The 20739-nt window shown below is 36.5% G+C and carries 18 protein-coding genes and 1 pseudogene; 6 read left to right on the forward strand and 13 right to left on the reverse strand.

Features of this window, described 5'->3' with window-relative positions; translation table 11 throughout:
• Positions 1-27: 27 nt before the first annotated feature.
• The 4 genes from ANA_RS05060 (at position 28) to ANA_RS05075 (ending at position 7195) form a co-directional block, all read left to right on the forward strand.
• The gene (locus ANA_RS05060; RefSeq protein ID WP_015078980.1) at positions 28-1206 is read left to right on the forward strand and encodes an AptE protein; all 1179 of its coding nucleotides are present in this window, start codon (positions 28-30) and stop codon (positions 1204-1206) included.
• A gap of 408 nt (positions 1207-1614) precedes the next feature.
• The gene (locus ANA_RS05065; protein ID WP_015078981.1) at positions 1615-3912 is read left to right on the forward strand and encodes an ABC transporter ATP-binding protein/permease; all 2298 of its coding nucleotides are present in this window, start codon (positions 1615-1617) and stop codon (positions 3910-3912) included.
• A 30-nt stretch (positions 3913-3942) separates the two neighbouring features.
• Positions 3943-5655 (forward strand): GUN4 domain-containing protein, encoded by a 1713-nt coding sequence (locus tag ANA_RS05070; RefSeq protein WP_015078982.1) that lies wholly within the window; start codon positions 3943-3945, stop codon positions 5653-5655.
• A 373-nt stretch (positions 5656-6028) separates the two neighbouring features.
• A complete protein-coding gene (locus ANA_RS05075; protein WP_015078983.1) occupies positions 6029-7195 on the forward strand; it encodes a pyridoxal phosphate-dependent aminotransferase in 1167 nt (388 codons plus the stop codon).
• Between the two features lie 3 nt (positions 7196-7198).
• Here ANA_RS05075 and ANA_RS05080 read toward each other — a convergent pair whose 3' ends face one another.
• The 9 genes from ANA_RS05080 to ANA_RS05115 form a co-directional block, all read right to left on the reverse strand.
• A complete protein-coding gene (locus ANA_RS05080; RefSeq protein ID WP_015078984.1) occupies positions 7199-8473 on the reverse strand; it encodes a tetratricopeptide repeat protein in 1275 nt (424 codons plus the stop codon).
• A 132-nt stretch (positions 8474-8605) separates the two neighbouring features.
• On the reverse strand, positions 8606-10483 hold the full coding sequence (uvrC, locus tag ANA_RS05085) for an excinuclease ABC subunit UvrC (RefSeq protein WP_015078985.1): 1878 nt from the start codon (positions 10481-10483) through the stop codon (positions 8606-8608).
• 148 nt (positions 10484-10631) lie between these two features.
• Entirely contained in the window at positions 10632-11699 is a 1068-nt protein-coding gene (locus ANA_RS05090) for a TAXI family TRAP transporter solute-binding subunit (RefSeq protein WP_371260400.1), read from the reverse strand.
• 13 nt (positions 11700-11712) lie between these two features.
• The gene (locus ANA_RS28445) at positions 11713-12039 is read right to left on the reverse strand and encodes a hypothetical protein (RefSeq protein WP_371260384.1); all 327 of its coding nucleotides are present in this window, start codon (positions 12037-12039) and stop codon (positions 11713-11715) included.
• 493 nt (positions 12040-12532) lie between these two features.
• On the reverse strand, positions 12533-13288 hold the full coding sequence (locus tag ANA_RS05095; protein WP_015078986.1) for a YebC/PmpR family DNA-binding transcriptional regulator: 756 nt from the start codon (positions 13286-13288) through the stop codon (positions 12533-12535).
• A gap of 118 nt (positions 13289-13406) precedes the next feature.
• Entirely contained in the window at positions 13407-14057 is a 651-nt protein-coding gene (locus tag ANA_RS05100) for a Uma2 family endonuclease (protein ID WP_015078987.1), read from the reverse strand.
• A gap of 37 nt (positions 14058-14094) precedes the next feature.
• Positions 14095-15120, reverse strand: coding sequence for a glucokinase (locus ANA_RS05105; protein ID WP_015078988.1), 1026 nt, complete (start codon positions 15118-15120; stop codon positions 14095-14097).
• Between the two features lie 188 nt (positions 15121-15308).
• A complete protein-coding gene (locus ANA_RS05110) occupies positions 15309-15956 on the reverse strand; it encodes a histidine phosphatase family protein (protein ID WP_015078989.1) in 648 nt (215 codons plus the stop codon).
• A 33-nt stretch (positions 15957-15989) separates the two neighbouring features.
• Complete coding sequence (locus ANA_RS05115) at positions 15990-17156, reverse strand: pyridoxal phosphate-dependent aminotransferase (RefSeq protein WP_015078990.1); 1167 nt, start codon at positions 17154-17156, stop codon at positions 15990-15992.
• A 110-nt stretch (positions 17157-17266) separates the two neighbouring features.
• On the opposite strand from ANA_RS05115, the pseudogene ANA_RS05120 reads away from it, so the two are divergent.
• Positions 17267-17515 (forward strand): annotated as a pseudogene (locus tag ANA_RS05120) (DUF4351 domain-containing protein); the annotation flags it as partial.
• 182 nt (positions 17516-17697) lie between these two features.
• Here ANA_RS05120 and ANA_RS05125 read toward each other — a convergent pair.
• The gene (locus tag ANA_RS05125; RefSeq protein WP_015078991.1) at positions 17698-18300 is read right to left on the reverse strand and encodes a DUF3318 domain-containing protein; all 603 of its coding nucleotides are present in this window, start codon (positions 18298-18300) and stop codon (positions 17698-17700) included.
• Positions 18301-18374: 74 nt separating this feature from the next.
• On the opposite strand from ANA_RS05125, the gene ANA_RS05130 reads away from it, so the two are divergent.
• The gene (locus tag ANA_RS05130; protein ID WP_015078992.1) at positions 18375-18629 is read left to right on the forward strand and encodes a hypothetical protein; all 255 of its coding nucleotides are present in this window, start codon (positions 18375-18377) and stop codon (positions 18627-18629) included.
• 64 nt (positions 18630-18693) lie between these two features.
• Here the strand turns inward: ANA_RS05130 and ANA_RS05135 are convergent, their stop codons facing one another.
• From ANA_RS05135 to ANA_RS05145, 3 genes are all read right to left on the reverse strand, one after another.
• Positions 18694-19524, reverse strand: coding sequence for a Uma2 family endonuclease (locus tag ANA_RS05135; protein WP_015078993.1), 831 nt, complete (start codon positions 19522-19524; stop codon positions 18694-18696).
• A gap of 144 nt (positions 19525-19668) precedes the next feature.
• Positions 19669-19872: a pentapeptide repeat-containing protein gene (locus tag ANA_RS28450; RefSeq protein WP_015078994.1), complete on the reverse strand. Its 204-nt coding sequence runs from the start codon at positions 19870-19872 to the stop codon at positions 19669-19671.
• 287 nt (positions 19873-20159) lie between these two features.
• Positions 20160-20693, reverse strand: a complete 534-nt coding sequence (locus ANA_RS05145; RefSeq protein ID WP_015078995.1) for an REP-associated tyrosine transposase — start codon at positions 20691-20693, stop codon at positions 20160-20162.
• Positions 20694-20739: the final 46 nt, after the last annotated feature.

Consider the following 20739-nt stretch of genomic DNA (forward strand, 5'->3'; position numbering starts at 1 on the left):
TTTTCAATTTTAAATTGGTATAAAACAATGCAAACTCTTCCGATTAAAATTTCCGACGAAACCCTCCGGGATGGAGAACAGCAAGTAGGCATTTTTTTCTCTTATCCCACCAAACACAAACTGGCTCATCTGATTGCCCAAACAGGAGTTGATGAACTTTGCATCATGCCCTATGTTTATGAACAGGAGGCTAAACTGGTTAAAACATTAGTATCAGAGGGATTGGATGGTGTTGTCACTGCTTCTACGATGATGGGAAAAGAGTATATTGATCATGCGAAGAACTGCGGAGTTAAGCGCATTATTTTGTTTCATGCTGTTTCTGATCGTCTACTGTTTCTGCGAGATCCCCAAATTCGCCTCATGAGCGAATTCCAAGGAAAAACAATTGATGATGATATCCCATCTGCAATCATCAATAGAATTCGTCAGAATGCTATTAATGTCATTGTAGAAAATTTGCACTATGCCACAAAAGTGGCCGGACTCAGAGTCAATTTTGCTGCGGAGGATGCTTCTAGAGCGGATTTTGACTTTTTGGTGGAATGTATTCGCTCATGCAGTCCTTATATTGAAAACTTTTTACTGTGTGATACAGTAGGGGTGCTAAATCCAGAAAAGAGTTATATCTGGATTCATGATTTGCTGCAATCCACTACTGGGGTAGGACTGGGGGTACACTACCACAATGATATAGGATTGGCACTGGAAAATACTCTCCAGTCTCTGATGGCGGGAGCGACTTTAGTATCGGGGACGTTTTGCGGGATTGGAGAACGAGCCGGAAATGTTGCCATTGAGCAGGTGTTAAATGGGTTGCGAGTCCGGTTTGGCATTGAAGTCCAGGGGATCAACTATGATGCGATCGCCGCAGTGACTAATTATATTGAGCAACTGGGGATTCGTCCCGCATCTCCTTACTCTCAAACTGCACAACGCCACGAATCAGGTATTCATGTTAATTCTTTGTTTCGTGATCCCAAGAGCTATGCAGTATTTCCACATAACAAAATAGATGTTGTCTTTGGCAAATGGAGTGGAGTCAGTAATTTCCAATATCTATTTGAAAAACAACTGCAAAATCCTCAATCTAGAAAGCAGTATGAAAAAATGCGTTCCGTCATCAAATCTCTGGCAATGGAAAAAGAATGTTACTTTACAGCTAACGAAGTCTTAGAACTATGGAAAGATGGTATCTTTGAATAATCAATCGTAAAAATTTACGACTCAGAATTCGGAATATTTAAAGACTCAGAAGAGTATTAAGTAGGTGAACGGAAAAAAACCGTAGACGCGAAGCGGCTTCTCGAAGAGTAATATGTAACGAAAAGTAAAATCGCCCAAACCCTCTTCACTCTTGCCTCTGGTTACTGAGCGAAGTCGAAGTATTGCCTCTTGCCTAGTGCCATAACGACGATTTTCAATGCTAACCTACTTAGCTCAATACTGGATTGCTAGTCTGGCTTTTTGCTCCTGAGTATTAATATGGAATTCTATCGGACTCCTATTTAATTTTTGATAGCTTGCTGTAGCCATACAAGACTTAGTAGGTATCAAGTCCGTCTTTTCTGTTCCCTGTTCCCTACCTCAAAACACTAAAATAATTTTTTTAAGATGCAAGCTAAACCTTTTATTGATAAATCCGCCACAAATAATTCTGCTCCAGTTGCTAACCGATTTTGGGAAAATGTCAAAGCGGTTATTGGTCCTTACTGGTATCCCACAGAAGCCAACGGTAGAGCATTCTCAGATGTAGTGCGGACATGGGGAATGCTGATTCTTCTCATATTATTAATTGTCGCACTTGTAAGCGTAACTGCTTTTAATAGCTTTGTTAGCCGTTATTTGCTTGATGTGATTACTGAAGAAAAAGATTTAAAGAAATTTATTGATATATTATTGGTTTACGCTGCTGCTCTGGTTTTGGTGACACTTTTAGTAGGATTTTCTAGATTTGTTAGGAAACAAATTTCTCTTGATTGGTATGAATGGTTAAATCATCAAATTTTATCAAAATATTTAAGTAATCGTGCCTACTATAAAATCAACTTTCAATCTGATGTTAGTAATCCAGATCAACAAATATCCCAAGAAATCGAACCTTTGACTAGAAATGCTCTCAGCTTTTCAGCGACTTGTTTAGAAAAAGTCCTGGAAATGACAACTTTTTTAATTATTCTCTGGAGCCTTTCTAAATTTGTAGCAATTGCCCTGCTTGTTTATACTATAGCGGGCAATTTAATTGCTCTTTATTTAGCTGAACAATTAAATAAGATCCAAGAAGAGGGACTCGAATTTACGGCAGACCACACTTATAGTCTGACTCATGTTCGTAATCATGCTGAATCAATAGCTTTCTTTCAAGGAGAAGAACAAGAATTAAATATGATTCAGCGCAGATTTAATAAGATTATTCAAAATACCAAACGCAAGATTAATTGGGAAAGAAGTCAGGATATTTTTAACAGAGCATATCAGGCTATTATCCAAATATTTCCATTTATAGTATTCGGACCTTTACAGATTAAAGGGGAAATTGATTTTGGGGAAATTGCTCAAGCTAGTTTAGCTTGTAATCTGTTTGCCAATGCTATAGCCGAATTAATCAGAGAATTTGCAACTTCAGGAAGATTTTCTATTTATGTTGAACGTTTAGTTGAATTGTCAAATGCGTTAGAAGCAGTCAACAAATTACCAGAAAATGTCAGTACGATTAAGACAATAGAAGAAAACCGTTTAGCTTTTGAGAATGTTACTTTACAAACACCCAACTATGAACAGGTAATCGTCGAAAATTTGTCTTTGAGTGTTCAACCTGGAGAGGGGTTATTAATTGTTGGGCCTAGTGGTCGAGGTAAAAGTTCTCTGTTGAGAGCGATCGCTGGTTTGTGGAATGCGGGAACTGGTCGTTTGGTAAGACCCCCCCTAGAAGAAGTTTTATTCCTACCCCAACGTCCTTATATAATTCTAGGTACTTTGCGCGAACAGTTACTTTATCCGCATACAAATCGCAAAATGAGCGATGCAGAACTTAAAGAGATTTTACAACAAGTTAATTTACAAAACTTAGTTAGTCGTATAGATGGCTTTGATACAGAAGTTCCTTGGGAAAATATACTCTCATTAGGAGAACAACAACGTCTTGCCTTCGCACGCTTATTAGTTACTCGTCCTAGTTTCACTATCTTAGATGAAGCCACAAGTGCTTTAGATTTAAATAATGAAGGAAATTTATATGAACAATTACAATCAACGAAAACAACTTTTATCAGTGTGGGACATCGAGAAAGTTTGTTTAATTATCATGACTGGGTTTTGGAACTTTCACAAGATTCTAGTTGGCAACTTGTAACTGTGGAGGATTATCGGCAGCAGAAGGTAAAAGAAACAGTCACTAATGCTCCCAAAAATCCTCAAGTCACAATAGATATTTTACCTAACAATGAATCTTCAACTCCACCAGAAATAGCCATAAATTCTCCCGGAAATCCTCAAATCACGACAGATATTTTACCTAACAATGAATCTTCGACTCCACCAGAAATAGCCATAAATTCTCCCGAAAATCCTCAAATCACGACAGATATTTTACCTAACAATGAATCTTCAACTCCACCAGAAATAGCCATAAATTCCCCCGAAAATCCTCAAATCACAATAGATATTTTACCTAACAATGAATCTTCAACTCCACCAGAAATAGCCATAAATTCTCCCGAAAATCCTCAAATCACGACAGATATAGATAAAATTGTCGGGCTTTCTCATCAGGAAATGCACAAATTAACAACCTATTCATCACTTGGTACTGTTAGAAGTAAAGCCAGCAAAGGTAAATCTATTACTACTCAGGATGGCTCTACCTACCGCTATAATAAAGACTCAAAGGTGTTAAAATGGGTAAAAGATTAACAAATATTCATACTTTTGATAATCAAGCTTATGCGAACTAGACAGCAGAAACAACTAATTACTTACAAAAGTATTTCAATTTACAACCAAAACTATCAAGTACCCGTAATGAAAAATAACGGGGTAAAAATAGTTCAAAAAAAAATCCAAGAACGTCAAACCTTATTTAAAGAGGGTGTGCGATATCATCATCATCTTGGTGGACTAATTAAGCGAAAATCAGAAATTAGCCAGGGAGAAATTCTTGAGGAAATCCAATTATTTATTAATGACTATACACATATTATTGATTTTTTAGAAAATTACAAGAATAGTTATCATGATTTTTTATTAATCCTTACGGAAGATTTGAAAAAATTATTCAAACAAAAATATTTAGAAATAAAAAAAATAGAAGATGAAAGAAGTAATTTAGAACTTAAAAATCATCATAATCCGGCAATACTAGATGAACTAAGATGGGAGAAAAAAGAAAATTTTAAAGCAGTGTTACTCTTGAGTAATGCTTACTTTTTAATGTTGGAAAAAATCAGTTTAATCAGCGTAGGAATTACAAGAATTGCCGAAGATACACAAAATCAAAAAGAAATAGTCAAAAAAATAGTTAAAGACTTAGAAGTCTATCAAGAAATTTACGAATATCAAAGAAAAGCCCAGAAAATTCGTCAAGAAATAGCCAACATTGCCCATACTGCCATCAATCTCGAAACCTCTTTACAAGCATACTTTAGACCCTTTCAATCATTAATAGAAGAAGTCGTCAAAATAGATGAATATTTTTACGCAATTGTCGGAGATATTAAAAATTTAGGAGATAACGTTTTAAAGTATCAGTCAAATTTAGATCACATTGAAGTCAAGGAGGGTATTTCTGATACTTTTCTTGATTTTATGGTAACAAGTTATGAAAGAAAAGCTAGATTAAAAGATGCTTTTATTCAATCTCAATTATTAGATTGGCAAATCCATAATTTTGATTTGAACGAAAATAGTGTCTTTTTGGATCAAGGTATTGATTTAATATCAAACTATATATCTGAGCAATTCACCGACCAAGAAAACTTGCTCAATATAGCAGACATAAATTTTACTACTGTCGTTCCGCTATCTGCTGATAAAGAAACAAGATTGATGGGATTGGTGAATAATAATGTTACTTTGACAAAAGAATTTTTCAGCAATCAAGATATTGATTATACTCAATTACGGGATCTTCTAGCGCAGCATAGGTGGCAAGAAGCTGATATTGAAACCGCTAAATTAATGCTAACAGTCATGAAAAAGAATTATTGGAATGAAGTTTATCAGCAAGATATTGATAATTTTCCTTGTCAAGATATTCATAATATCGATCAACTGTGGGAACAATATAGTTATGGTTATTTTGGCTTTAGTATTCAACAAACTATTTGGAGCGAAATGGGTGGTCAAGTAGACTATGAAACAGAAAAGAAACTTGGCGATCGCCTTGGTTGGCGAAAAGAGGGAAACTGGTTAGAATATGAAGCACTAACTTTCAAATTGTCCCCGATGACACCGATGGGACACTTACCAGTCAAATGGTTACACTATGATCAACACAGTGCTGAATTAACCTCACAATCATCTACAGAAAACCTTTCCATGGCAGCTTGGCGGGTAAAATCTTGGTTAGTTCGGCAAATGCACTTATTCTTTTCTCGTGTAAAAAGCTGTCAGGACCTATGTGCGAATAACAAATTTGTTAATCGCAGAAAAAATTAGAACTAGATTTAATTTGAGGACAGTTAGGGTGCGGAAGGTGGGCTTAATCTATCTAGGTTTTCGGTTTATTCAGCAAGCCCTAATTATCGCATCTTGTCAAGTCTTGACATGAAGAATAATGGAAAAAGTAAAAATCTCCATCACAAATCAACATCCTGTAAATCCTAATTCTGACAATCCAAACAATTACTATATATGCGCGGACAGATTTCTACTCCTAACATAAGTGTAAACCAAAATTTTCGTCTTGTCAAGTCTTGAAGTAAATTAAATTGTCCATACCTGGGAGAGAAAAGAATTTAGAAAGGGCAAATATCGGATAGGATTCTGGGATATCCTTAGATAGAAAGGATATTGGCGAAATTAAAGTAGAATGAAGCTGGCAGCAAGAGTAAGTCAGGTAACACCCTCCATCACCTTAGCCATTGCAGCGAAAGCTAAGGCCATGAAAGCCGAGGGGATAGATGTTTGTAGTTTTAGCGCAGGTGAACCGGATTTTGACACGCCAGCGCATATCAAAGCCGCAGCCGCAAAGGCTTTGGATGAAGGTAAAACCAAGTATGGCCCCGCCGCTGGAGAACCAAAATTACGGGAAGCGATCGCCCACAAGCTAAAAAATGATAATGGTCTTAATTATAAGGCAGAGAATGTCCTTGTCACCAATGGCGGTAAGCATTCCCTGTATAATTTGATTGTGGCACTGATTGACCCAGGTGATGAGGTAATTATTCCCTCACCCTACTGGTTAAGTTATCCCGAAATGGTAACTTTAGTTGGTGGTAAGTCGGTGATTGTGGAAACAGATGCTTCCACTGGCTACAAAATCACACCAGAACAGCTAAAAAAAGCTATTACCCCAAAAACCAAGTTATTTGTTCTTAACTCCCCTTCTAACCCCACAGGGATGGTATACACGCCAGGGGAAATTAAAGCCTTGGCGCAGGTAATAGTTGATGCAGATATCTATGTTGTATCTGACGAGATTTACGAGAAGATTCTCTATGATGGTGCAGAACATATCAGCATTGGTTCTTTAGGTGAGGAAATTTTTTCTCGCACCTTAATTAGTAACGGTTTCGCTAAAGGTTACTCAATGACCGGTTGGCGCTTGGGTTATTTAGCTGGACCTGTGGAAATTATCAAAGCCGCTAGTACCATTCAGGGACATAGTACATCAAATGTGTGTACTTTTGCTCAATATGGAGCGATCGCCGCGTTAGAAAGTTCCCAAGACTGTGTAGAGGAAATGCGTCAAGCTTTCGCTAAACGTCGTCAGGTAATGTTTGAAAGACTCAAAGCTATTCCGGGTTTGAGTACCGCTAAACCAGACGGTGCATTTTACCTCTTCCCTGATATCAGCAAAACCGGCTTGAAATCCCTGGAATTTTGTGATGCTTTATTAGCAGAACATCAAGTTGCACTTATTCCCGGTGTCGCTTTCGGCGCTGATAAAAATATTCGTCTTTCCTACGCTACGGATATGACGACAATTGAAAAGGGAATGGATAGACTAGAGAAATTCGTGCGTTCTCAGATTTAGAAATTACAACAAACCCATTTCCTTTAAACCCTGATGAAGTCTTTGTGCTTCTTCAGGGTTGTTTAATTCATGGAGAGAAATGGCATATTCAAAAGCTTCTAAACTACCTTGAACATCGCCAATTTTCAACAGTACAACCCCTAAATTTTGATAAGCTTCTGCATAATCAGGATTCAAATTAATGGCGTTATTATAGGCATCAATAGCTTCAGCAAATAATCCCATGGCTTTACATACCATCCCTAAATTATAATAACCAGTTACAAAATTAGGATCAATTTTTATGGCTGTTTCATAAGCAATTTTTGCTTCTGAAAAATTCCCCATATTTTTAAATAAATTTCCTAAATTATTATATCCTCCTAATTTTAAAAGCGGATAAATAGGCAATTTTACCGCAGCTTGATAATGAGAAATGGCTGAGGGCAAATTTTTTAAATTTGTATAAGCAATTCCTAAATGGTAATGCAATTCATACAAAATATCATAATTTATATCTTCATCAAAAGCAACTTCAACTTTTTGTGACTGCGAATATTTGAATTTACTTAATGGTTTTTTATCTTCATTAACCTGATTACCAATAATTTGATTTAATCCATGATTCAATAACTCCATACCTTCATTAATCTTCCCCATTTGCATATACAAAGCCCCCAACTTACTACAAACATAAGCATCATCAGGATGATTTGCCAAAAACTCTGCCATTGCGGCTGCGGCTTTAGCAGATTTATTCTGCTCATTAATCACAGCTTTTTGATAACCAGTATGGAGAATTGCTACCCCTGGTAAATAACCGATTTCCCAATTTGCTTCTTTGGCTAAAATTGCCATAACACTATCATCAATTAAAGCATGATAAGGGCGATCAAAATAGATATCTGGATGATGACGAAATAATCGAGAAACCAGAGAATAAGGTGATTGTGTTGAACCAACTTCTTGACGCACCAGATTAATAACTAAATATTCTTCTTTATTAATAGCCACTTCCAAAAAAGGAATAATTTCTGGTGTTAAAGTTTCATCAGCATCTAAAACTAAAATCCAGTCACCTGTGACATATTTTAAAGCCTCATTTCTTGCATCACTAAAATTATTATTCCATGTAAAATAATGAACTTTAGCCCCAAATTGTGCCGCTATTTGGGGAGTTTTATCAGTTGAACCCGTATCCAGAACTACAATTTCATCAACAAAATTTTTAACACTTCCTAAGCACTTTGGCAAGGTAGTTTCTTCATTTTTAACAATCATGCACAAGCTAATTTTCATCTGGTAACACTATGGTATTTACAACGTTGATTAATAATACAGAATGAATCAGGAGTCAAGACAACTGAGTAAAAAATTTCTTCCCTCTGTGTCCTCTGTGCCTCTGTGGTTCGTATCTCTTAAAAAATATATTTAAACAGGATGGAAATAATCATAAATATCTTGCGCTAATCGTAAACCAATTCCGGGAACTTCTGTTAATTGTGTAGTTGTAGCTTGACGAATATAATCAAGAGAGCGAAAATGCGCTAATAACAACTTTTGCCGATTTTGTCCTAAACCGGGAATTTCATCTAAATGCGATCGCTTGAGTTTATCACTTCTTTGTTGACGATGAAAACTGACAGCAAATCTATGAGCTTCATCTCGCAATCTTCGTAATAACTGGACTCCTGGCTGTTCTGAGTCTGTTTCTAAAGGTTTTGATGAGTGGGGTAAAAAGATTTCTTCTCGTTTTTTGGCTAAACTGACAACCCGCAAATCTGCGAATAGATTCATTTCCTGTAAAATACCCACAACAGCAGATAATTGACCTTTACCACCATCAATCATCATTAAATCAGGCCAGTCAGCATTACCCAATCTTGCTAATTTGGGATCTTCAATATATTTACGAAACCGTCTATTAATAACTTCCGCTAAACTGGCAAAATCATCGGAATGACCAATTTTAATATCAGGATTTTTAATTTTATAATGTCGGTAATGTTGTTTAGCTGGTAAACCATCAATAAAAACTACTTGCGAACCTACCGCATGAGTTCCTTGAATATGAGAAATATCATAACCTTCAATGCGTTTGGGTAAATCTGGTAAGTCGAGAATAGCAGCTAAATCTTGGGTTGCTTGCAGATTACTATCTCCCAATTTTTGCATTCTCTGTAATTCATATTGGGCATTTTTTTCCACCATTTCTATTAATTCTGCTTTACTTTGTCGCAAAGGGTTGGAAATTGTGACTTTTCTGCCCTTGCGTTCTGTCAAAATATCAGATAAGATCTCACTATCTGGTAAATCATGTTGTACTAAAATTTCGCTAGGAATTTCCACACTTTCCGCTGTTTGATAATGTTCCTCTAAAACTCGTTGTAAAATTGCTCCCGGTTCAGCGTGAGATTCAGCAACAAAAGCCAAACGGCCAACTAATTGACCAGCGCGAATTTGGAATAATTGAATATAGGCGTGTTGGTCATCGGCAGCTAAAGCGATCGCATCTCGTGATACAGTATCATCAGGTAAGGAGACTTTTTGGGCGGCATTGAGGGATTTTAAAGCTACAATTTGATCACGAATTTTTGCGGCATTTTCAAAATTTAATTCTTCGGCAGCAGTTTCCATTTGTGCTGTTAAAATATCAATTAGTTCCTGAGTCCTTCCTTGAAAAACCATTGCTACTTTTTGGACAATTTTTGCATATTCAACTGTGGAAACTAATTTTTGACAAACTCCAGGACAACGACCAATATCATAATTTAAACAGGGACGATCTTTAAATAAAGGTTGTGGTCTTTGTCGTAAAGGGAAAATCTTTTTACACAAATGGACAATTTCTCGTAATAAGCCGGAATCTGTATAGGGACCGTAATATTTATCTTTGGCTTTTCCTAATTGACGTTTGCGGGTAATGAAAATGCGCGGATATTCCTCTGACCAAGTAATGCAGAGATAAGGATACTTTTTATCATCTTTGAGTAAAACGTTAAAATAGGGCTGATGCTGCTTAATTAAATTGGCTTCTAGGGCTAATGCTTCAGCTTCTGTATCAGTGACAATAAATTCAATTTCTGTCACTAACTTGACCATTGTGTTAATGCGTTCAGTCTTGTTAGTGGAGTCCCGGAAATAGGAACGGACACGAGAACGCAATTTACGAGATTTACCTATATATATTAAGCGATCGCTGCCATCCCGCAACAAATAGACCCCCGGTTCTGGGGGAATTTCTCCCAGCCGATTTTCTAACCGTTCTGGGTTCTTATACAGTGGTAATATTTGTTCAGATCTAGTCACGGATGTATTTTACATAACTTTATAGTTTACCCATATTGATTTTAAACCATAAATTAAAAATACCCAGATCCCCGACTTCTTTTTTATTTTTGCAATAAATTATGAATTGATCCAGGAATTCGGGGATATTGATTAGTATTATCAAAAGTTAATTTAATGATTGGTTCTTACTTTCGATAGAATCTCTGGTGGCTTTATATGCTTCAATAAAAGTCCGGAATGATTCTTGAGAAATATTTTCTAAGACTAAATCACTAACTACCTGCTCAAGAATTGTATCTAACTTTTGTTGAACTATTGTACTTTGATTTTGTTGTCCATATCGTAATAGTTTTACCACGATTTTTATATATTTAGCTGCATTTTCTCTTTGGATTTTTTCAATTGCTTGTTGAGCGATTTGTTTATCCCTTTCTATGGCTTCTTTAGTATTTTTATAAGCCTCGTTAAATGTCCGAAAAGACTCTTGGGAAATTCTTTCATCAATCAAAGATTTTGCAGCTTCATCAAAGGTTTTGTCAAGTTTTCTTTGTCTATCTCCAATCTGATATTGTCCTGCTTTCATTAAACTAATGGCTGATTTAATATATTCATCAGCTTCATCTTTTTTACTCTTCTCAATCCATAATTTGAGTTGACGAATCCATTGAAATGCTAATAAAAAAATTGTCAATAATAACCCGATATAATCTGCGTATTCCTGAATAAAAGATGGTTTATCTTTGTCATAAAAAGCCGCAGCCCCAGGATGTAAGAAAATATCAACACCACTATTTTCTTTAGGAGGACTAATACTAGAAATCAAAGGTTTAACTTCAGCATTATCTAGAGGAATTTCATTAGCTATTTCTTGACGATTTTCATAAATTGTCTGAATTAATTTTCTGATAATATTGGCATCTACTTGATCATTTGTTAATAGCAATCTTGATATTGCTACCGTAGATAAATTAGTATTAGGAACAGGATAATTGCCTCTATATGCACCTTGAGGAATTATCGCAGATTCAAAAGCAGGTTGCTTGATTTTCATTGCTTCTGCTTGAGGAATTGATATTAATTTTCCCTGATGATTATTAACAAGATTAGCAATGGACTTATTACCTATAGCCCGAACTCGAAATACAGCATCAGCTTTATTTTCCCGAAAATCTTTATCTGCAAACCGATCATTATAACCAGGAATAGGCTTACCATTACTATCTAAACCTGTAATCTCAAAGTCTTTTTCACTTAAACCAAAATGCTTTTCCTGTTGATAACATTTCTATATTTTGAGTTGTTCCTCTAGTTTCTTCTACTTGAATTTGGATATTAGTTCTGCGTTCAATTACCTTTTTAATAGCTTCACTGATAATATAACTTTCTCCTGTTTTATCTCCAGCCGCTAGAGTCAGGTGAGGTGGTGTGAGATAATTAACAATATTCCCAACAATGATCACAACCGTACCAAAACTAGCAAACCCAAGTCCTAAAAAAATTAGCCTAGAGAAAGGATCTAGAACTAAAAAAAATTGCAAAAAGTTGGTTTGATGATTGTTTTTAGCTGTTGACATATATGCAAAATAGTGTATTTACCAAGGATTAGATACATACTTTTATACAATAACAGAGATTGATATTCCAGATTTTATAGTATTTTTTTCACTATCCAGTGGTAAAACTGCTGAAAATAATCTTTTTACCACTAATTGCTGACCGCTGATAGCTGCTATATCATAATCGTAGACAAGTAAATACACTCCATAGGAAGATGCAGAGAAATAAAAGTAGATTTACATTACTCCTGGTGTGTCGAATAACTGCTTTTTATGAGGGTTTAGTATGAAGCTAAACCTTTTTTTATTGAGGTATTGCGGCAGGAATAGGAGTCAGAAGAAAGAATGATATAGAAATTAAAAAAGTGCTTGATTTTTTAATTGATACACATACCATAGATAGATGATTTTCAGGATTAATTCCGGTAAATTAACCAATTATGGTAAACACTTGGTATATATGGGCTTGGCGATTTACCAAGCCTTTTTTATGAAATTTAATGGTTTAGCCCTAATTCATCATTAATTCCATTAAACCATCAGCCATGTCAAAATTAGCTGTCACATTTTGAACATCATCTAATCCTTCTAGTGTATCAATTAATTTAAGAAGAGATTTAGCCTGATCTACATCTGTAACTTCTACCTGATTACCAGGAAGCCAACGTAATTCTATATCTGTGACTTTAAAACCTTTTGTTTGTAATGTTTGGCTAAGTTTCTCTAAATTCCCTATGGCTGTAAATACTTCAACTGTTTCCTCGGCAATGATTTCATAAGACTGGGCATTTCCTTCTAAGGAAGCTTCTAAAAGCTGTTCTTCATCAATTACACCCTCAACTACACAAACTCCTTTTTGGGAAAACATCCAACTTACACAACCTGTTTCTCCCAAGTTTCCGCCATTTTTACTAAAAGAGACGCGCAAATCCGCCGCAGTCCGATTCCGGTTATCTGTGAGGGCTTCAATTAAAATCGCAACACCCCCTGGACCATAACCTTCATAGCGAATTTCTTCGAGGATGTTGTTATCACTGAAAGTACCTGCACCTTTAGCTACTGCCCTATCAATATTATCATTAGGAATGCCCGCAGCTTTGGCTTTATCAATGGCTGTGCGGAGTTGAAAATTACCTGCTGGATCTGGTATACCGTTTCTTGACGCAACAATTATTGCCCGTGATAGTTGGGTAAATATACTTCCCCTTCTGGCATCTACTACGGCTTTCTGACGTTTAATATTTGCCCATTTACTATGTCCTGCCATAATTAAAAAAAATATTTATTCTCTATTCAAACATAAAATATCTAGGAATTATACATTATCTTTGAAAAATTCTCAGTAGTGTATGGTAAACATTGCCCATCCTACCTGTAGTTTTTACTTAGATGTGCTGAAATTGGCTTAACAACCAAGCACAAACTTGACTATGATCCATTTGTCGAGTTTTTCTTAATGCTTCATTTAGTAGAGAAATTTGTAACCCTGGTAATACTTGAGATTCACTAATTCTTTTACTGCCACCATTTTCAATCATAAAAGGGATAACCTGGACATTCTGCACATCGAGTACCCAATATTCGGCTACACCTAAATCTTCATACATCAGGCGTTTTTCCCCTTGATCATCAGCTAGGGAACTACTCGCAACTTCAATTACTAAATCTGGTATGGGATAAATATCTAAATTAACAATGGAAGTTCCATAGGGAATAGCATTTGCTTTTTCAGCAATGTAATAAGAAACATCTGGTTGGACTTCTTGAAATCCTATTTTTCTGTATGTACAATTATCTTTGCTATTAAACTTAATTCCCTTCATAGTCGCAAATAGATTAACAGCAAAAATAATAATACTATGGTCGCTGGCATGATCATTTCCGATTGGTGGCATTTCTATCCTCATTTTTCCATTGTGGTAATAGCCTTTGGCTTTTTGATGGGCATAATTTTCAGTAACTTGAATATATTCATCCCAAGTTGCTGTTATCCAAGTGTTAGTTAGTAATTGGGTTGACACTTCAGTGATTATCATCTTTTGGTACTCCTGAATATTTCACTGTTCTTGCTATTTATAACCTAGAGGCAGACAAAGCTGCACCAATTAATCCAACTTGTTGATTAAGAATTATATGCACGGGTATTTCTTCCAGTAAAGAACCCATTCTCCCTTTTTGGGTAAAATTCGTGAGGAAACTACCATTTTGCATTAAAGGGAGGATTTTGGGAGCGATACCACCAGCAATGTATAATCCGCCATAGGGGAGGAGTTTGAGGGCTAGATTGCCGGCTTCGGCACCGTAGGCTTCTACAAATAATTGCATGGTTTGTTCGGAAAGGCGATCGCTTTTTTCCAGCGCCGCACTCCCAATAAATGCCCCAGGATCAATGGTTTTTTCGGCTTTTCCGGCTTCTTGTTCCCAAGTTCTGACTGCTTGGGCAATTTCTGGTGATTCGGTGGCTATTTTCCTATCTCGTAAAAATTGGTAAATGGAGGTAATTCCTAACCCGGAAACCACTCTTTCTACAGAAACTCGTTGAATATTATGTTTATCTACCAGATATTTCAACAGTTGAAATTCTAACTCATTCCGGGGGGCAAAATCTGCGTGTCCACCCTCGGAAGGAAAGACTTGATATTGATGATCCTGTTTAATCAAAAATCCCTGGCCTAATCCAGTTCCTGCACCGATTACAGCCATTGGTGCTGCTGGTTGATATTTACCAACTTGTAAAGTTAGTAAATCCTGTTTTGTTAACCCAAAAATGCCATAACCAACAGCCGCAAAGTCATTAATTAGGGAAATTGACAAAATACCCAATTCTTGAGTTAACCGATTTGTATCGAGAAACCAGGCTAAATTGGTCAACTTAGCGGTGTTTTCCACTACTGGTCCGGCGATCGCAAAACAAGCCTTTTCTGGTGTGCTAGAATTAGCTGTACTCAAAAACTTTTGCACTATAGGAACTAAATCAGGAAAATCTCCACTGCGGAAACTTTCCTCATACAGAGTTTTTAACTCTAGTGTTTCCGAAAGTTCCACCAAACGCAAAATAGTTTTTGTTCCGCCTATGTCTCCGGCCAGTAGCAATGTCATAAAATTTATCAGTTAGTAAGTTACTTTTGCCCAGTTGTAGCGATATGCACTTGAATGAGATACAGAATCTACAGTAAAAGCCATAAGTTAAAAGTCTCTTAACTCCTGACTCCTGACTCGGTGACTCCTGACTCGGTGACTCCTGCTATAGCGTCAGTGGCGATTTAGAGAAAATCCCCATTAAATATTTACACAAATCGCACCAATTCTTCAATTTTTGTCAAATGGGATGTATCTCCCTTTAGTTCTAGCAACCATTCTGAATCTTGACGGACAACTTTTACCAAAGAACATAGAGAAGCTTTGACTTCATTTTTGGCTATGTCACCCACAAATCCCATTGCTGCACCCAAGACAGACGCGCCATGTGCCACCAATAGGATATCATGGGGGAAGAATTCAGTAGACAGACATCTGGCAGTTTGCGCCGAACGTTCCCGCACTTTTTCATGAGTTTCGGGGTATTTTGCGGCTATACGTGATGTGTAGCTAGTATCAATTCTGGGAAATAATTTGACTAAAGCTGAAGTTGAGAGTTTTTCGGGTTCTTCAGTCATCCATGCGGGATTAAGCCATTCACTCAAACCTATTTCTAGTTTAATCTGTAAATCCAAAACTTCAGCGATCGCATTTGCCGTTTGGATAGTTCGCAAAAATGGAGAAGCAAAAATATGGGTGATTCTTTCCCCTTTGAGTCGTTTTGCTAACTGCTGCGCCTGAATCATACCATCATCGGACAAAGGTGGATCATACCGTCTTTCGGCGGTCAGAAACCAATCGGGATATACGAAATCAAGGCGGTTAGCGTGTCTTGCTATCCAAACTATTTGACTCATGGAGAAATACAAGTGTTAATTTTTGTTATGCGATTATAATACGATAGTTTGCAAACCTTTGACTAATCTTTCTATACCTGCTTTAGCTGTATCTGCTGGTAACGCACCATAAGCAACCCGCAAATAACAGCCATCTTCCATCCCAAAGGTTGTTCCCGGAATTACCGCTATTTTATATTCTTGAATCAGTTTTTTCACTAATTCCAAATCATTCATTTTTGTATGCACTTTTATAAAAAAGTAAAATGCACCATTAGCGGGTGTAATTGTACATAAATTTTCCAGAGATTGCAATGCGTTAATTACTATTTCTCGAACTTTAGCAATTGTCCCAATATGATCTTTTAAATAATCATCTTTTGCTTGTAAAGCCCCCAAAGCTGCATATTGAGAAACCACAGGTGGACAAATTAAAATAGTATCTTGAACTTTTTTCACAGCAATTAATAAATGTTGAGGAATTACCATATAACCAATTCGCCAACTAGCAAAACCATAAGCTTTCGACAAACTAAAAAGAGAAATTGTATATTGATTACTGCCCGTAAATGCCCCCGGAGAAATATGTTTTACATGATCATAAGTAAAATATTCATAAGCTTCATCACTAATATGATAAATTCCCCTTTCTCGACAAATTTCATTAACTTGTTTTAATGCTGTTTCTGAATAAATAACACCCGTCGGATTATTTGGAGAAATCGTCACTACTGCACGGGTTTTATCTGTAATTGCAGCGGCTATGGCTTCAGGAATTAATTGATAATTTGCATCTGTCGCCACTAATACCGGATGACAACCTGCCATTTTAATCGCCATTTCATGATTAAAATAGTAGGGAGTATTTAAAATAATTTCATCACCAGGAGAAGTAATTGCTAAAATAGCATTTATAAACCCCATATTGCTACCTGCTGTCACCACAATAGCATTTTCTTCATTGATATCAATATCATTAAATATTGATAACTTTGCCGTTAAAGCTGTTAATAATTCAGGAATCCCGACAACAGCTTGATAAAGATGATTTTTAGGTTCAGCAAGAAATTTTGGTAATAGTTCCATTGCTGTATCTGGTGGTTGATAGTGAACCACACCTTGTCCTAGAGAAATTGTTCCTGGAGAGTTTTTTATTAATTCTCCCACCACCGGAATAATTGGCAATTGAATCGTTTCCATTCGTGATATTTTATAATTCATAACTCGGGAAAATGTATGTTTAGTATGTACAGTAATAAAGAATTAACCGCAGATAGAAGATGATGGACGCAGATAAACGCAGATAATTTTGTACATGGATAGACTAGGAAATGATGTACAAATTTGAAAAACTTACTTTAAGGGAGGTTGAAGTCATGCTAGGAATTTCACTAGAAAGAAGTCGCGCTTACAGAGAAATTAAACAAGAAGGAATAGAACAAGCTACTTTCAATCTAGTTATTCGACAGTTAACAAAACGGTTTGGAGAATTATCGGCAGAAATACGCGGTTCTATTTCGGCTTTACCTTTACCTGTCATGGAAAATTTGAGTGAGGCATTGTTAGATTTTACCAAATAGCTAAAGTTTACTAAAGTAAACTAAACAAGTTCAAAAACTTTCTAGTTCTTTTAGTCATCTTCAGATGACTTCTGCTATGAGACTGGGAATTCATTCCTAGTCGGGTTATGGGTTTTACGTTAAGTTGACACCATTAAGCAATGCTAAACCCCTACGTAAATCTTAATTACTTCGCTGTACATCTATTGATAGTTTTTAGGAATACCAACTTGTGATAAACCAGCAATTACTTTCAAGTTTTGACAACGAATTAATTCACTAAAATTTAAACCAGAACGCCCTTCTATTGTTCCTACTGCTTCAATAGCTGTTAACAAATGTTGGGCGGCTTCAGTTTCTGAATAACCTCGTCTTTGGGCGATTCTAATAGCGACTGTATCAGCAGTTAATTCTGACTCCTGGGATTTATTCGTGCGCCAAATCCGGATAGCCGCTACAGCACTTAATCCCCCGGCTATTACCACACCTACCACATCCCCCTGGACTGCCTCCAGTATTCCGCCTACAAGCCCTGCTAACACCACACCTTGATAAATATTAGGTTGTAACCATTTCACCCCTATTAACCAGCTTACCCTCTGTAATAGGAGTAAATCTCGTTGGGGTTTTGTCAACCGTCTCCATAAGTCGAAATTAATATATATTGGTCTTGCTTGACTCAATGGCAGGGGAAAAGCCGCATCTATTACCTGTTTTTGTTCTGGTTTACTGACGATTTTAGTCATCATTCGCCCAGAAGCGGGCATGACATCCAACAACCGACGAATTTCAATATTTGGTTCCATAACATCCATTGTTAGTCATAATTATGTATATTCAATGACTACTAAGATTACACTCTATTCCAGTTTATATTTATATGGACGCTTTTGATCCCAATCCGCCAGAATGGACTAATCAAGCCGTACACGCCTATCAATTCCATTGTCCCAAATGCCATGCTGGTAGTCGAGAAGCCGTTAATGTGTGGTTAAATAGAAGGTCTCCTGTCAGTACCCCAGAACGTCGTCGGAAGTGGCAAGAATTTTACCATTGTCATTGCGGTTATGTCTGGTGGGCTTGGAGTAATGATAGACCACCGACGGATTTATCTAAGGAAAATCAAAATAATTAACTGCTTTGAGGCAGAGCCTCTATGGTGGCATTCCCAGTCGGAGACTGGGAACGAGAGATTGTATTTATTCTAAATCTGGTTCAACACCAAGCGATCGAAGTTGGGCAATTAATCTTTCGGTTTTTTGCCTTTCTTGTTCTAACTTTTGTCTTTCTTGTTCTAACTTTTGTCTTTCTTGTTCAGCTTTTTGTCTTTCCTGTTCAGCTTTCTGTCTTTCTTGTTCAGCTTTCTGTCTTTCCTCTTCTGTGCTGGTTAATATCCAATTACCGTCTTTGTCGTACCAACGTAACCAAGGCATTTCGACGGTTTTATAACTTCCTTGCCACACTCCTAAACCTAATTCTATTTCGGGAATCCAAAACCGAAAATCTGATAAGTCTACTTCAGCATAACGAGCGCCAGTTAACTGAAACATTCTAAATTCAGATTTATAACGATCAAAGATGGCGTAATAGGGTACTCTTAAAATTTGTTCGTAAACTTCCCATTTACCAGGAGGTTTTTCGACATCTCTTAATATTGTCCCTAAGTCTTCTTTTTCTGTTCCTGGTGAGAGTAATTCAACAATAATATGAGGATTAACTGCTTCTTGCCAAACTACATAACTTAAACGTAAATCTCTTTTTTCATAAAGAGAGGGAACACCTAAAACTGCAAACCAATCTGGACGTTTATACCATGAAGGATGACGCAAATCATAATAAAGATTCAGATCACTTCCTGTAAATATTTGGTCCCTAGGATAGTCAGGTGGACGGAATGTTTCTGCTAATAATTGTGGTTGGAATAAATGAAATTGATCTGGCAAACCAGGTTGATCTTGATCTTCGCTAGGAAGATCATACATTGTCGGTAATGTTTCTTTAGGGGAAAGTGGCGGATCTGTTTGATACATTCTTAACAATCCTAAAGATAGAATTTCTATTTCTATTATGTAGTAATATGATTCGGTTTAGAAAATGGTAGCGACTGTTTTGAATATTCGGTTTTGTGGGTGAGAAAGTCTTGTTTATTGAAAATTTACAAGAATCAAATCTTCCTAATTATGAATTGACCCATCTGGCATTGTAGCGCCTGTGAGTATCGCTCCTTTGAGGTCGGCTTCTGTGAGCAAAACTTTTGTTATCCAGTCCGGTTCCAAGCGGTAGGCTCCTGTGAGGTAGGCTCCTGTGAGGTAGGCTCCTGTGAGGTCGGCTTCTGTGAGGTTGGCTCCTGTGAGGTCGGCTTTGTAGTGTAACAGCAACAGCTATCAAAAACAAAAATATACTTCCAGTTATCACCCAATTTTTAATACAATCGTTTTCATCATCTGTGAACATAATACAATTTTTACTCCCTGTGTAAAATGGCTTTATTAAGTAAGCAATGCAAGATACAGACATTTTAGCACATCAAAAAGCAAATACACTAGAACAAGAAAAAATTTTATTGTTAAAATAACCTTAAATAACGGCAGAAAAATTAAAATTTATTCTTCCTCGTTCCTAGTCTCTGACTAGGAATGCTATCAAGAGGCTCTGCCTCAATATCTCACAAATCAATCAATTCCACCTCTAATAAACTCGGCAATTCCATATAATTCCGGTAACTAGAATAACGCCAATGAGCCGGATCATCAACATACCCACGTCGCACCGGATTATTATGAATATATTCTAATTTTTGGATAAACATTTCTTCATTAGCAATTGCTTGAGGATGAAAACCTTCTTGCCATAGTTGATAATCTTGTTTTATCTTGTGTTTTAATTTATGAAATTCTAATTGATTAAGTATATATTCAGCATTATTTTTCTGGAGTAAATCAATAATGGAACGAGCCGTAAATGATTTAAAATTCCCTATTTCTTTAGATAAGTTTGCAGCCGCAGCGATGAGATGAAGATGATTTTCCATAATGACATAACCATATAATGTCAAACGCTGCTGACGTTGGAGAAAGTTGAGGGAATCTATGATAATTTGGACAAGTTCAATATTGCCAAATAATGGCATCCAATTTACTAATGTGCAGGTGAGGAAATGCGGTTGAGTTCCTAATACATGATAGCGGCTGCGTCCCATTGTTTCATTTAATTTGGTAGATGTGGTGATTTTATTTTAATATGAG

This window comes from Anabaena sp. 90, from assembly GCF_000312705.1.
In the GTDB taxonomy this organism is placed as follows: domain Bacteria; phylum Cyanobacteriota; class Cyanobacteriia; order Cyanobacteriales; family Nostocaceae; genus Dolichospermum; species Dolichospermum lemmermannii.